17 protein-coding genes are annotated in these 17723 nt (G+C 62.4%); 5 read left to right on the forward strand and 12 right to left on the reverse strand.

The window, feature by feature from the left end:
* The first annotated feature begins 312 nt into the window (after positions 1–312).
* From ATY29_RS23270 to ATY29_RS23280, 3 genes are all read left to right on the forward strand, one after another.
* Complete coding sequence (locus ATY29_RS23270) at positions 313–1113, forward strand: inositol monophosphatase family protein (RefSeq protein ID WP_003566429.1); 801 nt, start codon at positions 313–315, stop codon at positions 1111–1113.
* Positions 1114–1225: 112 nt separating this feature from the next.
* Entirely contained in the window at positions 1226–2329 is a 1104-nt protein-coding gene (locus ATY29_RS23275; protein ID WP_003566427.1) for a MotA/TolQ/ExbB proton channel family protein, read from the forward strand.
* 3 nt (positions 2330–2332) lie between these two features.
* Positions 2333–3364, forward strand: coding sequence for a peptidoglycan -binding protein (locus ATY29_RS23280; RefSeq protein ID WP_003566425.1), 1032 nt, complete (start codon positions 2333–2335; stop codon positions 3362–3364).
* Here the strand turns inward: ATY29_RS23280 and ATY29_RS23285 are convergent, their stop codons facing one another.
* From ATY29_RS23285 to ATY29_RS23305, 5 genes are all read right to left on the reverse strand, one after another.
* Positions 3365–4615, reverse strand: a complete 1251-nt coding sequence (locus ATY29_RS23285; protein WP_097533156.1) for an RNA polymerase sigma factor — start codon at positions 4613–4615, stop codon at positions 3365–3367.
* 7 nt (positions 4616–4622) lie between these two features.
* Complete coding sequence (locus ATY29_RS23290) at positions 4623–4961, reverse strand: YciI family protein (protein ID WP_003566421.1); 339 nt, start codon at positions 4959–4961, stop codon at positions 4623–4625.
* A 254-nt stretch (positions 4962–5215) separates the two neighbouring features.
* Entirely contained in the window at positions 5216–5404 is a 189-nt protein-coding gene (locus ATY29_RS23295) for a YegP family protein (protein ID WP_003566419.1), read from the reverse strand.
* A gap of 120 nt (positions 5405–5524) precedes the next feature.
* The gene (locus ATY29_RS23300) at positions 5525–6517 is read right to left on the reverse strand and encodes a Bug family tripartite tricarboxylate transporter substrate binding protein (protein ID WP_097533157.1); all 993 of its coding nucleotides are present in this window, start codon (positions 6515–6517) and stop codon (positions 5525–5527) included.
* Positions 6518–6661: 144 nt separating this feature from the next.
* Positions 6662–8467 (reverse strand): ABC transporter transmembrane domain-containing protein, encoded by a 1806-nt coding sequence (locus ATY29_RS23305; protein ID WP_025417013.1) that lies wholly within the window; start codon positions 8465–8467, stop codon positions 6662–6664.
* Between the two features lie 193 nt (positions 8468–8660).
* On the opposite strand from ATY29_RS23305, the gene rpmE reads away from it, so the two are divergent.
* Positions 8661–8882, forward strand: coding sequence for a 50S ribosomal protein L31 (gene rpmE / locus ATY29_RS23310; protein ID WP_003566413.1), 222 nt, complete (start codon positions 8661–8663; stop codon positions 8880–8882).
* Between the two features lie 136 nt (positions 8883–9018).
* On the opposite strand, the gene rcdA is transcribed toward rpmE, so the two are convergent.
* From rcdA to ATY29_RS23325, 3 genes are all read right to left on the reverse strand, one after another.
* Entirely contained in the window at positions 9019–9534 is a 516-nt protein-coding gene (gene rcdA / locus ATY29_RS23315) for a protease adaptor protein RcdA (protein ID WP_097533158.1), read from the reverse strand.
* A 391-nt stretch (positions 9535–9925) separates the two neighbouring features.
* Complete coding sequence (locus ATY29_RS23320; protein WP_003566409.1) at positions 9926–10117, reverse strand: DUF1192 domain-containing protein; 192 nt, start codon at positions 10115–10117, stop codon at positions 9926–9928.
* Between the two features lie 66 nt (positions 10118–10183).
* Positions 10184–11497, reverse strand: a complete 1314-nt coding sequence (locus ATY29_RS23325) for an MFS transporter (RefSeq protein WP_003566407.1) — start codon at positions 11495–11497, stop codon at positions 10184–10186.
* Positions 11498–11671: 174 nt separating this feature from the next.
* On the opposite strand from ATY29_RS23325, the gene ATY29_RS36960 reads away from it, so the two are divergent.
* A complete protein-coding gene (locus ATY29_RS36960) occupies positions 11672–11836 on the forward strand; it encodes a hypothetical protein (protein WP_003566405.1) in 165 nt (54 codons plus the stop codon).
* Positions 11837–11858: 22 nt separating this feature from the next.
* Here ATY29_RS36960 and ATY29_RS23330 read toward each other — a convergent pair whose 3' ends face one another.
* The 4 genes from ATY29_RS23330 to ATY29_RS23345 form a co-directional block, all read right to left on the reverse strand.
* Positions 11859–12782, reverse strand: a complete 924-nt coding sequence (locus ATY29_RS23330; protein WP_003566403.1) for a PhzF family protein — start codon at positions 12780–12782, stop codon at positions 11859–11861.
* Positions 12783–13035: 253 nt separating this feature from the next.
* Positions 13036–14061, reverse strand: a complete 1026-nt coding sequence (locus ATY29_RS23335; RefSeq protein ID WP_097533159.1) for a class I fructose-bisphosphate aldolase — start codon at positions 14059–14061, stop codon at positions 13036–13038.
* 311 nt (positions 14062–14372) lie between these two features.
* Entirely contained in the window at positions 14373–15575 is a 1203-nt protein-coding gene (locus ATY29_RS23340) for a phosphoglycerate kinase (protein WP_025417012.1), read from the reverse strand.
* Positions 15576–15644: 69 nt separating this feature from the next.
* Positions 15645–17519, reverse strand: a complete 1875-nt coding sequence (locus ATY29_RS23345; RefSeq protein ID WP_003566396.1) for a potassium/proton antiporter — start codon at positions 17517–17519, stop codon at positions 15645–15647.
* Positions 17520–17723: the final 204 nt, after the last annotated feature.

A 17723-nucleotide genomic window follows, 5' to 3' on the forward strand; every position in this document is an offset into this window, starting at 1 on the left:
AATAGTGCTTAACCTACTGCTTTTAAAGGAGGCGATCGCCAAGGGCGGCGTCGACCGTCCTGCCGCTCGATCAGATCGCTCGCGAAGTGCTGATGACGCAGCAGAAGTTCTAAGATCGGCTTCACGGGAACCGACCGCTGCCGGCGGTTTCCGGCGCTGCAGGGCAGCCATGCGCGCGTCCCCTTGAAATTTACCCGATTTTGTGGTCTTGAGGCCGCCAATCTATGCAGCGCTGCCTGTCATGCATGTTCAGGGACACTTCCCGCCCCTGGCAGCGCGCACCTCGTATCAGTCCCAAGGAAAATTGCGCCGATGGCCCGTTCAGCTCTTCTCAATGTCATGGTTCAGGCTGCCCTCAAGGCAGGAAAATCGCTGGGGCGTGATTTCGGCGAAGTGCAGAACCTGCAGGTTTCCGTCAAGGGACCGGGCGATTTCGTTTCCACCGCCGACCGCAAGGCCGAAAAGATCGTCAGGGAAGAGCTGCTCAAGGCGCGCCCGACCTATGGCTTCCTCGGGGAGGAAAGCGAGGAGATCAAAGGCACGGACGGCGCGCATCGCTGGATCGTCGACCCGCTCGACGGCACGACGAATTTCCTGCACGGCATCCCGGCCTTCGCCGTTTCGATCGCGCTCGAACGCAATGGCGAAATTGTTGCCGCCGTCATCTTCAATCCGGCGACCGATGAGCTCTATACCGCCGAGCGCGGCGGCGGCGCCTTCCTCAACGACCGGCGTCTGCGGGTCGCCGCGCGCCGCGCGCTTTCGGATTGCGTCATCGGCTGCGGCGTGCCGGCGCTCGGCAAGCGCAATCACGGCAAGTTCCTGGTCGAGCTTCGCCACGTGATGGGCGAGGTGGCGGGCATCCGCCGCTTGGGATCGCCGACGCTCGATCTCGCCTATGTCGCCGCCGGACGTTTCGACGGTTTCTGGGAAGCCGAGCTTGCGCCGTGGGACATGGCAGCCGGCATCCTGCTCATCCGCGAAGCCGGCGGGTTCGCCACCGATTGGGACGGCGGGACGGCCATTCTGGAGAGCGGCGCGATCGTCGCCGGCAACGAAGCCATCCACAAGGCGCTGATCGAAGTCGTCAAGCGACCGATTCCCGCCAAATAGGCGAGTGAAAATCCGGCTGTTGTAAAGTCACGGTTTTCGCCTCGGCATACTTCAATTCGGCACAATGTTGCTCTAGTCTCCGCGCGTAATGACTCCGGAGGCAGCGGACCCTATGGAAAATGTGAATGTGGCGGAGATCGGCTCCACCGAAAAGACGGCCGGCGGTTATGCCTACAGGCTTTCGAGCCCCATGCCCTTCCTCTGGACGATGCTGCTTTTCCTCGTCATCGTCGGCTTTATCGCTGCCATCCTCTTCCGGCAGACGCAAACCGCCTTCATGCACAATCCGGGCCTTAACGGCCTGATCGTCGGCGTTCTCGCAGTCGGAATCATTCTTGTTTTCAGCCATGTGCTGGCGCTTCGCCCCGAAGTGCGCTGGTTCAATTCGTTCCGCGCCGCCGGCAGCGCCGACAAGGTCAACCGCAATCCGCGGCTGCTCGCGCCGATGCGGGCGCTGATCGGCAGCCGCAAGTCCTCGGTCGCGCTTTCGACGACGGCGCTGCGCTCGATCCTCGATTCGGTTGCCAGCCGCCTCGACGAATCGCGCGACGTCTCGCGCTATCTCATCGGTCTCCTTGTCTTCCTCGGTCTGCTCGGTACCTTCTGGGGCCTGATCGGCACGATCGGTTCGATCAGCATGGTCATCCAGTCGCTCGATGCCGGCTCGAACGGGACGGGGGATGTGCTCTCAGCGCTGAAGGAAGGGCTTTCCACGCCGCTTTCGGGCATGGGTCAGGCTTTCTCCTCCTCGCTGCTCGGCCTTTCCGGTTCGCTCATTCTCGGCTTCCTCGATCTTCAGGCCGGCCGCGCGCAGAACCGTTTCTACATGGAGCTGGAAAACTGGCTGTCCTCGGTCACCGATGTCGGGTCCGATCTGGCGCCGGCCCTCGACGCCGTTGCAGGCGCTTCCTCGGACGACATGCGCGCTCTCTCCGAACATCTGCGCAAGGTCTCCGAAGAAGGCGGCGCCGGCAGCCAGCGCTCCGTCGCCGCCATGGCCAGCCTTGCCGAAGGTATTCAGGGCCTGGTCAAGAACATGCGCAACGAGCAGCAGATGCTGCGCGACTGGATCGAGGCACAGCAGGACGAGGCCAAGGCGATGCGCCGCACGCTCGACCGGCTTGCCGAACGCATCGGCACGCAGGAGCGCGCCAGCGACCGGGGCGAGCGCATGCGCGAACGCGCCAGCCAGGCAGAAAAGAGCGAGGGCAAGTAAGCCATGGCTCTTGCCCGCAACCGGCGCCGTGAACGCACGGTGGATTATTGGCCGGGCTTCGTCGATGCGCTGTCGACGCTGCTCATCTCGATCATGTTCGTGCTGACGGTCTTCGTCGTCGGGCAGTTCATCCTCAGCCGCGAGATCACCGGACGTGATGAGGTGCTCAGTCGCCTCAACAGCCAGATCAACGAGTTGACGCAGCTTCTTGCGCTTGAAAAGGGCAGCAATCAGGACCTCCAGGATTCGGTTGCCAATCTGCAGGCTTCGCTCGCCAGTGCCGAGGGCGATCGTTCGCGGCTGCAAGCATTGCTGAATGCCGGGTCCGGCGGCCAGGACGTAGCACAGAAGAAGATCGGCTCGATGACACAGGAGCTCGACGAGCAGAAGCAGGTGAGCGAGCGGGCGCTGAGCCAGGTCGAACTCTTGAACCAGCAGATTGCAGCACTTCGCAGCCAGATCGCCGCCGTCGAAGCAGCCCTTCAGGCTTCGGAGGAGAAAGACCGGGTCTCGCAGACCAAGATCGCCGATCTCGGCAGCCGCCTCAACGTTGCGCTCGCCGCCCGCGTGCAGGAGCTGAACCGTTACCGTTCCGACTTCTTCGGCCGCCTGCGCGAGATCCTTTCGGACCGCGAGAATATCCGCATCGTCGGCGACCGGTTCGTCTTCCAATCGGAAGTGCTGTTTCCCTCGGGCGGCGCTGATCTCAACCCCGAGGGGCAGACCGAAATGGGCAAACTCGCGGCCGCCCTTCTCGATCTCTCCAAGGAGATTCCACCGGAGATCAACTGGGTGCTGCGCGTCGACGGCCATACCGACAATGTGCCGCTTGCCGGGACCGGCCGCTATCGCGACAATTGGGAACTCTCCTCGGCGCGCGCGATTTCGGTTGTCAAGTTCCTGATTGCACAGGGTGTGCCAGCCGACCGGCTGGTTGCCGCCGGCTTCGGCGAGTTCCAGCCGATTGCGCCCGGCGACACGCCGGATGCACGCTCCACCAACCGCCGCATCGAGCTGAAGCTGACCGAGAAATGATCAGCCCGGCGTGGCTCGCCGCGCTTCGTTCAGCCGGGCGGTGAGAAAGTCACGCACGGCGGAGCTGTCACTGAGACCGATTGCGTTCAAATAGGCGTCGACTGCTGCGGCATCGTCTCCTGCTCGTGCCAGAAGAAAGGCCCGTACGGCCCAATAGGGTTGATAGGCCGCGGTATCGCGCGGATCGAGCCTGTCGAGTTGCTCCAGGCCGGCGGAGGCGCTCAATGCCCTGCCGAGCACTGCCGCTTGGGCGACGCGTGCGCCGAGCGTGGGTTTCATCGTCACCAGCGCCGCGTAGAGTGTCGTCAACGCCTGCCAGTCGGTCGTTCCCGAAAGCCGGCGCGCCGCATGCACGGATTGGATCGCAGCCTGGCACTGAAAAGGACCGAAACGGTCGAAATCTCCGGCCTTTCGCAGCAGTGCATCCGCCTCGGTGATCATGTTCACGTTCCAGGCCGCCGTATCCTGCTCGTCCAGCGGTACATAGCGGCCATTAAAGTCGCGCCGGGCGCTGCGGCGAGCTTCGCAGTGAAGCATCAGCGACAGGAGGCCCATCGCTTCCGGTTCATCGGGCAACACCGCCAGCAGCGCGCGGCCGAGCCAGATCGCTTCGCCGGCAAGCGAATGGCGCTCTTCCTCGCCGTCGAGACCGTCCCACCCGAGGCCGTAGGCGGCGTAGATCGCCGAAGGTACGGCAGCGAGCCGCTTCGGAAGGGCGTGGCGAGCGGGAACGTCGAAGGGAATGCCGGCATCGCGGATCTTCACTTTGGCCCGCACCAGCCGCTGGCTCATCGCCTCCGGTGAAACAACGAATGCTCGTGCGATGGTTTTCGCCTCGATACCGAGAACGGTCTGCAGCATCAGCGCCGTATGCACGGAGCTGTCGATGGCAGGATGAGTGCAGACGAAGAGCAGCTTCAGCCGCTCGTCGGGAAAGAGGGCGTGGCCGGTCTCGTTCATGCGTTCCTCCGCCTCCTCGAAGGCGACCCTTATCGTCGTTTGCGCGTTGGCCGCGACGGTGCGGTGACGGGCCGCCTGAGTCAGGTTGCGACGTGCGGCCACCAGCAGCCAGGCTTCCGGCTTGTCGGGTACGCCCCGCTCGGGCCAGACGCGAAGAGCCGAAGCCAGCGCTTCCGACAATGCGTCTTCCGCCGCCGGCACATCACGCGAGTGGGCGGCAAGGAAGGCGATCAGCTTGCCGTAGGACTGACGCGCCACCTGTTCGGCGGCGCGTCCGGCATCGGGCGGCATCGCAGACTCACATCTGCAGGCGCGGGCGCACTTCGACCGAACCCTTGTCGGAGATCGGCACGCGGGTCGCCCATTCGAGTGCGGTGTCGATGTCGGGAACGTCGATCAGATAAAAGCCACCGAGCTGTTCCTTACCTTCCGGATAGGGACCGTCCTGAACGTCGTGATCCTCGCCTTTGCGGCGTATGACCGTGCCGGTCTCGGGCGCTGTCAATCCAGCGCCGCCGGTCATGATTCCTGCTTGGGCAAGCGCCTTGCTGTAGGCGACCCAGCCGTCGCGATAGGCGGGATCGTTGCGACGGGCGAAATCTTCGGGGGCTTCGCGGATGATGAGAGCATATTGCATGGGAAACTCCTGATCTCGTTGTGGCGTTGATCCGGGCATCGCGACAGGGGAATATCCCGTAGGTCGTGACGCCCGGTGGAGCGGTTCAGCCGTTCCGAGACAATGAGGCCAGACCAGCGGTCATTTCGACATGGTTTTCAACAATTCTGCAAAAAAGAAAAATGGCGCGAGCCACAGGCAAACAGGCCGGGCTCGAGGCGCCGGCTTATCGCGCGGAGGGGCAGGGCGGCGTTTTGCGCCGCCGCTGCTTCTGCTCAGGCTTCGGCCTTCGTCTGGTCGACGACGTCGGCGCTGGGCGTGTTCTTCTTGATCGATTCGATGGCACTCATGGCGGACGCCTTCGCCTTGTAGCCCTCGGAAAGGAACATGGTTTCCCCGTTCGATGCCTTGAAGCGGAAGCGGAACTCGCCGGCTTTATCCTTATAAACTTCGAATTTATACATGGATGTCTCCCGAAACGCTGAATTGCAACCATCAGCGTCAGGGAGGCTAGATCAAAATGGCGAGCTTTTCCACTGCCTTAATTAGAATTGGCTGCTTAGAGCGTTCTGCAGCCGCCGACGTCATTCCATCTGGATGTTTGCGCCTTTGACCACTGGGCCCCATTTGGCGAGCTCGGCCTTGACATGGGCGGCGAGTTCATCCGGCGTCGAGCCGACGATGGTGGCGCTGAATTCCTTCATCCGTTCGGCAACGGCGGGGTCGGCGAGCGCCTTTTTGGCCGAGGCGTTGAGGCGCGTCACAACCTCGTTCGGCGTCTTGGCCGGGGCGAAAAGCGCATTCCAGGTGTAGGTCTCATAACCCGGTATGCCTGACTCGGCGACCGTCGGCACATCGGGGAAGGAGGGCGCGCGTTTGGCCGTGGTCACCGCCAGCGCCCGTAGAGTGCCGGCCTTGATATGGCTCGATGACGAGGGCAGGTTGTCGAACATGATCGGCACCTGATTGCCGATCACGTCGTTCAAGGCCGGGCCGGCGCCCTTATAGGGAATATGCTGCATGCTGACGCCAGCCATGGACTTGAACAGTTCGCCGGACAGATGCAGCGGCGTGCCGTTGCCCGACGAGGCATAGCTGTATTTGTCGGGCTCGGCCTTCAGCAGTGCGATCAGCTCCTGCACGGTCTTTGCCGGCAATTCCGGATTGACGACCAGCACGTTCGGCACGACGACAAGCAGCGAGACCGGCGCGAAATCCTTCTCGGGATCATAGGGAGTCGATTTGAGGATCAGGGGATTGAGCGCGTGGGTCGCGACGGTGCCCATCAGAATGGTGTAGCCGTCGGGTTCTGCGCGGGCGACGTTGCCAGCGCCGAGATTGCCGCCGGCGCCGGCGACGTTCTGGACGATCACCTGCTGGCCGAGATCCTCCGACATCTTCTGTGCGACGATGCGGGCAACCACATCGGTCGAGCCGCCGGCCGCGAAGGGCACGACCATGGTGATCGCCCGGTCGGGAAAATCCGCAGCCGCGGCAGACGCGCCTGATGCAAAGGCCGCAAGCAGACCGAACCCGAGCGCAAGGCCCGCACGTCGCGTCATATCGAAAAGCGCCATTCCTATCTTCTCCCAAGAATTTCAACAGCGATATCCCCACCCCGGGGCATGAAGAGGGTAGGGCAGGAGACGCGAATGACAACCGCGGGCAGGCGCGTGAGAGGTCAGACTTTAGTCGCTATCGGCGGAGAAGCGCATGGCGGCCTATTTCGCCGCGGCGAGCACATCCTCGTTGGCGGCGTCGAATTGCAGCCGCGCCAGCCGTGCATAGATGCCGCCGTGGCGGATCAGGCTCTGATGCGTGCCCTCCTCAACGACGCGACCCTGATCCATGACGAGGATGCGGTCAGCCTTCAACACGGTTGCGAGGCGATGGGCGATGACGAGCGTCGTGCGGCCGTCGACAAGGCCGTCGAGCGCCTTTTGCACCAGTGTCTCGCTTTCGGCGTCAAGCGCGGAGGTTGCCTCGTCGAGCAGCAGCACGGGCGCGTTCTTCAGGATGGCACGAGCGATGGCGATGCGTTGGCGCTGGCCGCCGGAGAGCGTCACGCCGCGTTCGCCGACCTCGGTCTCATAACCCTGATCCAGCCGGGTGATGAACTCGTCGGCCTGGGCGGCAAGGGCTGCGGCACGGACCTCGTCACGCGAGGCACCGGGACGGCCGAAGGCGATGTTGTCGTGGATCGAGGCGGCAAAGATGGTGACATCCTGCGGCACGATGGCAATGCGACGGCGCAACTCGTCGGGGGTCGTCATCTGCGCGTCGACACCATCGATCGTCACGCTGCCCTGCTGCGGATCGTAGAAGCGCAACAGCAGCGAAAAAACGGTGCTCTTGCCGGCACCGGAAGCCCCAACGATGGCAACGGTCTCGCCCGGTGCAATAGCGAAGCTCAAGCCATGCAGCGCCGACCTGCCGGGGCGCGAGGGATAGGCAAAATGCACGTTGGAAAATTCGACACGGCCAAGGCTGGGCGAAGGAAGAGCTTGCGGATGGGCGGGGGCAGCGATCGGCGAGACTTCGTCGAGAAGCTCGGTTAGCCGGTCGGCGGCACCGGCGGCCTGCGAGAGTTCACCCCAGACTTCCGACAGCGCGCCCAGCGAACCGGCTGAGATGACCGCATAGAGCAGGAACTGGCCGAGCGTGCCAGCCGAAAGCGTGCCGGCAAGCACGCTGTGGGCGCCGACCCAGAGCACGGCGACGACGCTGCCGAAGATCAGCGTGATGGCGATCCCGGTTAGCAGTGCGCGCGAGCGGATGGCGGCGCGGGCCGCTTCATAGGCGGATTCGACGGCGGCACCGTAACGCGTAGCTGCGGCATCCTCGCCGTTGAAGGCCTGGACGGTGCGGGTCGCGGCGATCGTCTCGTTGGCAAAGGCGGAGGCATCGGCAAGCGTGTCCTGGGCGGCGCGGGAGCGTTTGCGTACCGAGCGGCCGAAGGCGACGAGCGGGAAGACGATCAGCGGAATCGCCCCGATGACGAGGCTCGAAAGCTTCGGCGAGGTGACGATCATCATGCCCATCGCGCCGATGCAGAGAATGAGGTTTCTGAGCGCCACCGAGGCCGTGGCGCCGACGGCGGATTTGATCTGCGTCGTATCGGCGGTCAGGCGCGAGACGATCTCGCCGGACTGGTTGACGTCGAAGAACGAAGGCGACAGCCGCGTCACATGAGAAAAGACATCGCGGCGGAGATCGGCGACAATGCGCTCGCCGATGGTGATGACGAAATAATAGCGCAGTGCGCTTGCGACCGCGAGAACGACAGCCATGATCATCAGCATGGCGAAGTAGCTGTTGATGAAGCGACCGTCGGACTGGGTGAAGCCGTGATCGATCATACGACGTACGGCGAGCGGCAGCGCCAGCGAGGTGATGGCGGCAAGCGCCAGCGACGTCAGCGCACCGGCCACCAGGCCGCGATAACGCATGACGTAGGGCGTCAGCCTGCCGAGCGGCCGTAGCGACCGCCTTTTGTTTTCCTCAGCCTGTGCCTGCTGCTCTGCCAAATCGTCTCCGATCACCCTCAGGACCCGCGCAATGCGGGCTGTTGGCTCTTGTTATCTAGGCGCCCTTCATGTATAGGCACGCCATCCTAATGGGAAGCCGTAGCCATCACGACTGCGGCTTCATTTATTCAATCGGTTCGGTGGCCGCAACTGCATGCGGCAAATTGAACTCCGGTATCGCAGGAAGATTGTTATGAAGGCAGGCATCCATCCCGACTATCACATGATCAAGGTGGTCATGACCGATGGCACCGAATACGAAACCCGCTCGACTTGGGGTTCGGAAGGCGCTGTTATGAACCTCGAAATCGATTCCAAGTCGCACCCGGCGTGGACCGGCGGCAACCAGCAGCTCATGGACCGCGGCGGCCGCGTCTCCAAGTTCAACAAGCGTTTCGGCGGCCTCGGCCTCTAATCGCTTCTGCTGACGGAATTCGAAAAGAGCCCGGTTTTGCCGGGCTTTTTTGCGTGTTCGGGAAGCCGGCGTTCAGGCAAAAGAAAACCGGCCGCGTCGGACGCAGCCGGTTTGTATGGAATTCTCGCAGATCCGGTCAGTTGTTGCCGAAGGCAGTCTGCAGTAGGGAAAGCTGGGCCTGGACGCTGTTCTGATTGTCGTGAACGATCACGGCTTCGGACGGGCGGTGGATCTCGCGGTCGAGCAAAGCAATGCGGTTCTGCAGACGCAGCGAGCGTTCGACGAGGTCGCGGAAGGATTCCGGCAAGTCGCTCCAGCCGGGCGCGGCGCGGTCAACGTTGAAGCCGTCGAGGCGAACCTTGTTCTTCTCTGCCAGAACCTGGTCCCGAGACATTTCGCCATTGTTGACGGCGCGCTGCAACAGCAGCCAGGAGGCCATCTGCATCAAGCGAGTGGTGAGACGCATCGATTCCGCGGCGTAGAGAACCGAGGCCATCCGTGGCAGAACCTTTGAAGCGGCGCGGCCCTGGCCGTCGAGATAGGCGGCAGTTTCTTCGACCAGCGACATGCCTTCCGCATAAAGTGCCTTGAACTGCGAGGATGCCGCGGCGCGGCCCGCAAAACTGATCGTGTTCAATCCAACTTCCGACATCGCAAGAGTCCCTGTTGCACGCAGCTACTTATAATTCAGGTAACGCCGGCACAGACGGAAAAGTTTCCTGTGCCGGTCTTTATGACTTTAAGATGGTATCATTAGCCCAAATGCGCAAGCCGTTTCTTAAGAAAGGGTTAATCTCCACAGTTTCGTGGAAATGCGCCGGCCATGGGAAAAAGAAGAGCCGCAAAAGCGGCTCTCAAGGTAAAACAGGGAGAAAAATCAGACCAATTCACCGCTTGGAAAACTGTCTGAAATCCAGAGAAAATCCGGATGAGTACAGTAATATCTTATAAAGCTTAATATATTATTAACATTGTGCCGAAGTAAGACTTAGGGCGGGCTGATTTTGTCCGCCTATCGCCTCGTTTTCTGGGGTTTATTCGGATCACGAGCGGAAGAAATTTTCCGCCGCCTGCCGTCCGGAGGCCTTGCGGGTGGCCTCGGCTTCGAGACGGGCGATCTCCGTCTTCAGCAATTCCACCCGAGCCTTCAGCTCGTCCACCGAAAGCATGGCGAGATCGGCGCCGATTTCGTGGGCGGTCTTCTTTTGCGGCCGGTCGTCATCGATAAAGCTCATGGTTCGTCCTCCGTTTGCTGTCTGGAGCAATTCCCGGGAAAACCCTTCGCGCTTTTCCTGGAACTGCTAGCCGAACTTTACAGCAGGATCGCCGCTTTCGGGAGACTTCCCAGTTTCAGGAGATTTGCCAGTTTCGGGAGGTTTGGGGCCGCGATCGGCAAGCGACATGCTTTGCGGCGTCAGCATCGGCGAGGTGCCGGTCGGAATCGTCGTATAGGCGTCGCGGTCGCTGGCCGGAACGGCGGCGCGGATGCGGCTCCGGATGATGGCGTAAACGGTGATCAGCACGTGGGAGATGGCAGTGACGAGGAAAAGCGCATGCGGGGTGATCACCGACATGACGGGGCCGCCGATCGTCGGGCCGATCACCGTGCCGATGCCGTAGAGCAGCAGCAGACCGCCGGAGACCTTCACGAAATCTTCCGACGCCGCGAAGTCGTTCGCGTGGGCGACAGCGATCGGATAGAGCGTATTGGCCACCGCGCCGTAAAGGACAACGAGCCCAATCAGCAGGGCGGGCGACGTCGGGTGGAGCAAAAAGATCAGCAAGCCGGCAAGGGCGGCGATCGCCGACATCGCGGCGAGCACATAGCGCCGGTCGATGCGATCGGAAAGCCGGCCGGCGGGCAGCTGCATCATGGCGCCGGCGAAGATGGTGGCGCTCATCATGACGGCGATGCTGGTGTCGGAGAGGCCGGCGCCGGCGCCGAAGACGGCGCCGAGCGTACCATAGGCGCCATTGGCGATGCCGACGAGCAGGATGCCGAGGCAGGAGACCGGCGAATTGCGGTAAAGCGCCGGCAGGTCGAGGCGTACCGCCTTCAGCGGCTGCGGCGAAGCGGCGGTCGAAAGCGTCGTCGGCAGCATGGCGATGCAATAGAAAATGCCGCAGATCATGAACAGCACCGGCGTGCGCACATCCTCGAGCGGGATCATCATCTGGCCGCCGACGACACCGAGCAGCGTGATGCCGATGTAGAGCGAGAAGATCGCGCCGCGGCTCTCGTTACTGGCGCGCTCGTTCAGCCAGCTTTCGATGATCATCGAGGTGCCGGCGGTGGAGAAGCCGGTGACGGCGCGCAAGATCACCCACCAGATCGGATCGATGATAATGCCGCTGACCAGCGCGATAATGGCGATGATCGAAATGAAGCCGGAGAAGGCGCGCACGTGGCCGACGCGGCGCACCAGTTTCGGCGCCACCAGGCAGCCGATGACGAAGCCCCCCGCCCAGGACGTACCGAGCAGGCCGAGCGTCGTCGTGGCGTAGCCTTCGAGATTGCCGCGCACGGGAAGCAGGATGCCCTGCAGACCATTGCCCATGAAAAGGAAGAGCGTGCCAAACAGCAGCGCGGCGACGGACAGCAGATTTCTCTTCATTTCCCCAGACTCGGTCTTAAGCGATTTGCAATGGACATAAGGCACGACCTCAGTCGGCCCAGCCTCAAGATGATTGATTGTGCCCCGGAATTTCTTTACGGCGTGTCGAGATCCTCTTGTTCGCGCGGAAAAATGTCCGTCCTGTGACATTCCGAAAAACGGAAAAAATAAAGCATGACAAAGCTGATAGCCTTGCTGCTCATCCTTGCCATGGCGATACAGGTGATCAAGCCGCTCGGGCTTCCCGGCCTCAGGCGGCGGATGGATTTCTGGAAGATCGCGCTGATCGCTTTCGCGGTCTGGGCATTGGCGCTGCTATCGCGCGATTTCCTGATGTAATCCTAGATGCAGGGAGCAATCGTCAGGCCTGCAAGATAATTTCTCCGCGCATGACGGAAACGCAGCTTCCCGAGATGACGACATCGGTGACGATGCCGCCAGATTTCGCGACATCGAGTGCGATGATGCTGCGGCGACCCATTTCGACGCCCTGTTCGATGGTGATGCGGACGTCCATGTCGGAGTCCGGCGCAAGCGAGACGAGATAGGCGCCGAGTGCGGCCGAAGCGCTGCCGGTCGCTGGATCTTCGGGCACGTTGTCGAGCGGCGCGAACATGCGGGCGCGGACCTCCCAGGGATCTTCGGGTGTCCTGACATAGAGGAAGAGCGAGAAGTCGTGGCCGCTCGTCGTCTGCCGACCGGCGGCCGCCTGGAAACCGGCGAGGTTCGGGCGGGCGGCGGCCAGTGCTTCAAGTCCGCTCAGTTCGGCAATGGCGAAATTCAGGCCGACCGAGGCAAAGACCGGCACGTGGCTGGTCTTAACGACGGCGCCGGGCTCGAGCCCAATGCAGCGGGCGATGGTTTCCTCGGCAATGGCATCGCCGATCGCCAGCGGCTGTGGCGCGCGGATGGCTGTTGCCGCGACCTTTCCGCCGCTGCGTTTGAGGCTGACCTCGACGATTCCGGCTTCTTCCTCGAAGCGCAGCTTCTCGCCGACCGGCTTGCCGAAGATCTCCGCCTGCTGGCCGAGCACATAAGCGGTGCCGACATTCGGATGGCCGGCAAAGGGTATTTCCATCGTCGGGGTGAAGATGCGCACCCGGGCGGAGTTCTCGGGGTCTTCAGGCGGCAGGACGAAGGTCACCTCGGAATAGTTGAACTCGGTGGCGATCCTCTGCATCGCCGCATCGCTCAGACCCCGCGCATCGGAGATCACGGCAAGCGGGTTGCCCTCGAAACGGGTGGAGGTGAAGACATCGAGGGTGACGTAGGAGAGGGTGTCCATGGCGGCTCCTGTTGCGGCTGCCGCTATGAATAATCACGGTTTTTGACTGGACGAAGCGGTTTCTTGTCGCCGTGACAATGAGGGGGCAATCTCGCGTCGAGCTGATTTCTTGCGTACCCTTGCTGGCGATCCGTCGTATGGGAAGGGCGGCGTCTCTCCATTCCCGTGACGAGCACAGGAAGGGAGAAAGAGAGGGTGGGGCAGGGGCCGCAACGTTGCGGTTGCCGCCCCCGCGCAATCTTAAGCGCAAAAATCAGGCGGCCTTTTCCAGGTCCTTCTTCCAGCTGCCCTGGGCGGCGAGGCTGTTCATCTCGGCGCGGTGGGTGAATTCGCGCTGGCCGGCGGCGACGTTCTCAGGCTTGCCGTTCCAGGCCTTGAGCGCGCTGTCTTGCAGGGCGCGGCCGTAGGAGAAGGTGACCAACCAGGGCAAGTCGGCGGTTGCGTTGATGGCGGAAAGGTGTGCGCTCGCCTCTTCGGTCGACTGGCCGCCGGAGAGGAAGGCGATGCCGGGAACCGCTGAAGGAATCGTGCGCTTCAGCACCTGCACGGTACGCTCGGCCACTTCCGCCACCGAGGCCTTGCGGGCGTTCTTGCCGTCGATGACCATGTTCGGCTTCAGGATCATGCCTTCGAGGCTGACGCGGGCATCGGCCAGTTCCTCAAAAACGATGCGGAGCGTGGATTCGGTGACTTCGGCGCAGCGGTCAATCGTGTGGTCGCCCGGCTTGCCGTCCATCAGGCATTCCGGCTCGACGATCGGCACGATCTTGGCCTCCTGGCAGAGTGCGGCATAACGGGCGAGCGCCTGAGCGTTGGCGCGGACGGAGCCGCGGGTCGGCAGCGACGACGAGATGGCGATGACGCCGCGCCACTTGGCGAAACGGGCGCCGGCCTCATAATAGCGGGCGAGGCGCTCGCCGAGCCCATCGAGGCCTTCGGTGATGGTTTCGCCAGGATAGTTGGCCATCGGCTTGGCGCCAGTATCGACCTTGATGCCAGGAATGGAGCCGGCAGCGCGGATGATGTCGACGAAAGGCGTGCCGTCCGCAGCCTTCTGGAACAGCGTCTCTTCGTAGAGGATGACGCCGGAGATATATTTCTTCATCGCCTCGTCGGAGCGGAAGAGCATCTCGCGGTAATCGCGGCGGCTGGTCTCGGTCGATTCCAGGTTGATCGTGTCGAAACGCTTCTTGATGGTGGAGGTCGATTCATCTGCCGCAAGCAGTCCCCGGCCGCCCGCAACCATCTGCACGGCAATGTCTTCCAGTCGTTCGCTCATTCTCGTTCTCTCCACAGCATTAAACATCGGCAGTTTAAGAATATAGGACGGCGATAACAGAAGTTTATAGAGAGGAAAATGGAAGGCTAAGTCACTGAAACGATTGAAATCAATTCAATCGTTTGAAAAAATGGGATTTTTTCCGCCGCGTGAGCAAAAGACCGCGGAAGCGCTTTGGCTCCCGCGGTCTATCCACATGTAAAACCTGTCAAATCGGCTTTCAGCGCCGCGCGCTTTTTGAAGCACCAACGACGGTGCAACATTTCAACACGGACGCATCGGCCCGATTGTCAGGCCGATGCACAGGCTCGTTACCGAGCGGCGTTGAGGACGGCGACGCCGGGAAGCTCCTTGCCTTCCATCCATTCGAGGAAAGCGCCGCCGGCTGTGGAGACATAGGTGAAATCGCCGGCAACGCCGGCATGGTTTAGCGCAGACACCGTGTCGCCGCCGCCGGCAACGGAGGTGAGCTTGCCGGCCGCAGTGCGCTCAGCGGCGTATTTCGCGGCAGCGACGGTTGCTGCATCGAAAGGCTCGATCTCGAAGGCGCCGAGTGGGCCGTTCCAGACGAGAGTCGAAGCGCGCTCGATCCACGCGTTGATGGCTTCGACCGATTTCGGTCCCACGTCGAGCACCATGGCATCGGTCGGAATGGCATTGATATCGACCGTCTCGTTGGCGGCGCCCGCCTTGAACTCGCGGGCAATCACGCCGTCTTCCGGCAGGATGATCGCGCAGCCGGCGGTTGCGGCCTCGATCATGATCTGCTTGGCGGTTTCGGCGAGATCATGCTCGCAGAGCGACTTGCCGACATTGGTGCCGCGGGCGGCGATGAAGGTATTGGCCATGCCGCCGCCGATGACGAGCGCATCGACCTTCTTCACGAGATTCATCAGGAGGTCGATCTTGGTCGAGACCTTGGCGCCGCCGACGATCGCGACGACTGGGCGGGCGGGATCGCCGAGGCCCTTTTCCAGCGCCTCCAGCTCGGCCTGCATCGTGCGGCCGGCATAGGCCGGCAGATGGTGGGCGAGACCCTCGGTCGAGGCATGGGCGCGGTGGGCGGCGGAGAAGGCGTCATTGACATAGATGTCGCCGTTGGCGGCAAGCGCCTTGGTGAAGTCGGCGTCGTTCTTTTCCTCGCCCTTGTGGAAGCGGGTGTTTTCCAGAAGCAGGATATCGCCGTCATTCATCGCGGCGACGGCGGAGGCGGCGGCATCGCCGATGCAGTCGGAGGCCGTCGACACGGCATGGTCCAATACTTCCTCGACGGAAGGGGCGATCAGCGACAGCGACAGATCCGGCGAAGGGCCTTCCTTCGGTCGGCCGAAATGGGCCAGAAGGATGACCTTGGCACCCTTCTCGGACAGTTCGAGGATCGTCGGCGCCACACGCTCGATGCGTGTCGTGTCGGTGACCTTGCCATCCTTGACCGGGACGTTGAGGTCGACGCGGACGAGAACGCGCTTGCCGCGGATGTCAGTGAGATCGTCGAGGGTCTTGAAGGAAGGCATGGGGAGATCCAGTCTTGGTTGGCGGAAATTGCGCCGACCATAGCAAGGATCATTCGAGACGCAAGGCGTTCAGCCACCGTTTTCGTGTGTGCCTTCGGTGCGTCCGGCCGCTGCTTTCGGAGCGGCTTCGGAGGTCGCCGCCTCCCGCCTCTGGCGCCCCTTCAGCCGTTCGCGGACCCGCTCTGTAATGTCCTTGAGATTGATGAAGATCGGCAGCGTGATCGCCGGTTCGACCGCCTCGAGCGACATGCCGACCGAGGTAATGTGGTCGTGCTCATCGAGATCGCGGACAATGAGAATGATCGATCCGAGGCGGACGCGGTCGGCATAATCGGCCTTGCCGCCGAGACGCTGGCGCATGAGTTCGGCAATCGTCAGGCCTTTTTCGGATTCGTTGAGCAGGCCGGGACCGTAGGCGGCGTCGAGATCAGCGGCGGGACGGGCCGGAGAGAGCGCGAAGGCCCCGAAGAATTCGGCATCGTCCTCATCGACCGGCGCACGGCTGGCGAAGAGCCGGTCGAGCAGACGCGAATAGCTCGGCACGATGAAGAGATAGACGAGATCGTTCTCGCGCAGCCGCCCGGCATATTGGTAGCGCATCGACTTGCCGTCGCGGATGACCAGCGATGGGGTCGCCCAGCGCGGAATGCGCTCGCCGCGCAGCACCGGGCTGTCCTTGATGACGCGGTAGGAGAGCAGCTCGTGGTTGGCAGCGCCCGGCAGGTCGACCTCGACCTTGTCGACGGCGCCGATGCGGGGCGGAATGATCAGGCCGAGTTTCTTGGCGACGGGCTTGATCGTCCAGCCCTGCAGGAGCAGGGAGACCAGCACGATGATGAAAGCCGTGTTGAAATAGATCTGGCCGTTTTCCAGGCCGCCGAGGATCGGCATGATGGCAAGCAGGATGGAGACCGCTCCGCGCAAGCCGACCCAGGCGACAAAGCCGATTTCCTGCTGCGTATAATCGAAGGGAAGCAGCGACAGCCAGATCGCCAGCGGTCGGGCGATGAAGATCAGGAATAGGGCAAGCAGGATGGCCGGCACGATGATCACAGGGAATTGCGACGGCGTGGCGAGCAGGCCGAGCACCAGGAACATGATGATCTGCGCCAGCCAGGTCATGCCGTCCTGGAAGCGCTTGATGGTGCCGATCGCCTGCATCTTGCGGTTTCCGGCATAAATGCCGGCGACATAGACGGCGAGGAAGCCGCTGCCGCCGACAGCACCCGTGAAGGAAAAGACGAGCAGGGCGAGCGCCAGCACGAAGATCGGCGTCAGGCCGCGGTCCGTATCGAGCTTGCTGACGATCAGCACGATCATCATGCCGCCGAGCAGGCCGAGAATGACGCCGAGCCCCATCTGCTGGACGAACATGGCGAGCATGCCGATATTGATACCGGCGTAACGCTCGCCGCTTGCCAGCACCTCGACAAGGGCGATGGTCAGGAAGATTGCCATGGGATCGTTGGTGCCGGATTCGACCTCCAGCGTCGATCGCACCTTATCGCGGATGTTGATGCCGCCGATGCGCAGCAGGAAGAAGACGGCGGCGGCATCGGTCGATGCGACGATCGAACCGAGCAGCAGGCCTTCCAGCCAGGTGAAATTCAAAAGCCACATGGCGGCGACGGCAAAGAGCGAGGCGGTGATCAGCACCCCGACCGAGGCGAGAGCCAGCGAGGGCACGGCCGCCAGCCGAAAAGCCTGCATCGGCGTGCCGAAGCCGGAATCAAACAGGATGACGGCCAGCGCGATGGAGCCGAGAATATAGGCGAGGTAATTGTTGCTGAACTCGATGCCAAGGCCGTCGACGCCGGCGGCAAGGCCGATCATCAGGAAAAGCAGTAGCAGCGGGGCGCCGAAGCGGAAGGCGAGCAGGCTTGAAAAAGCGGCAAGAAGCACGAGCGCCGTCGAGACCAGCACCACGATGTAGAACGCTTCCATGCCCACCCCTTTCCATCGACTGCTTCACGTATGCGGCCAGCCGGCCGATCCGCCTTCATCCAACTTCTCCTCACGCGCGGCGGTCCATCAGTAAACGGCAAAACGTCAGAGAAGGGTAGGCCTTGCGGCTTAACCTCGTCGCGATGCTGCATCATGCTGCTGAACGGCTGCCGGAGGGCCAGCCGACACGGAATGCTACGGGAG

This window comes from Rhizobium hidalgonense (assembly GCF_002914525.1).
GTDB lineage: Bacteria > Pseudomonadota > Alphaproteobacteria > Rhizobiales > Rhizobiaceae > Rhizobium > Rhizobium hidalgonense.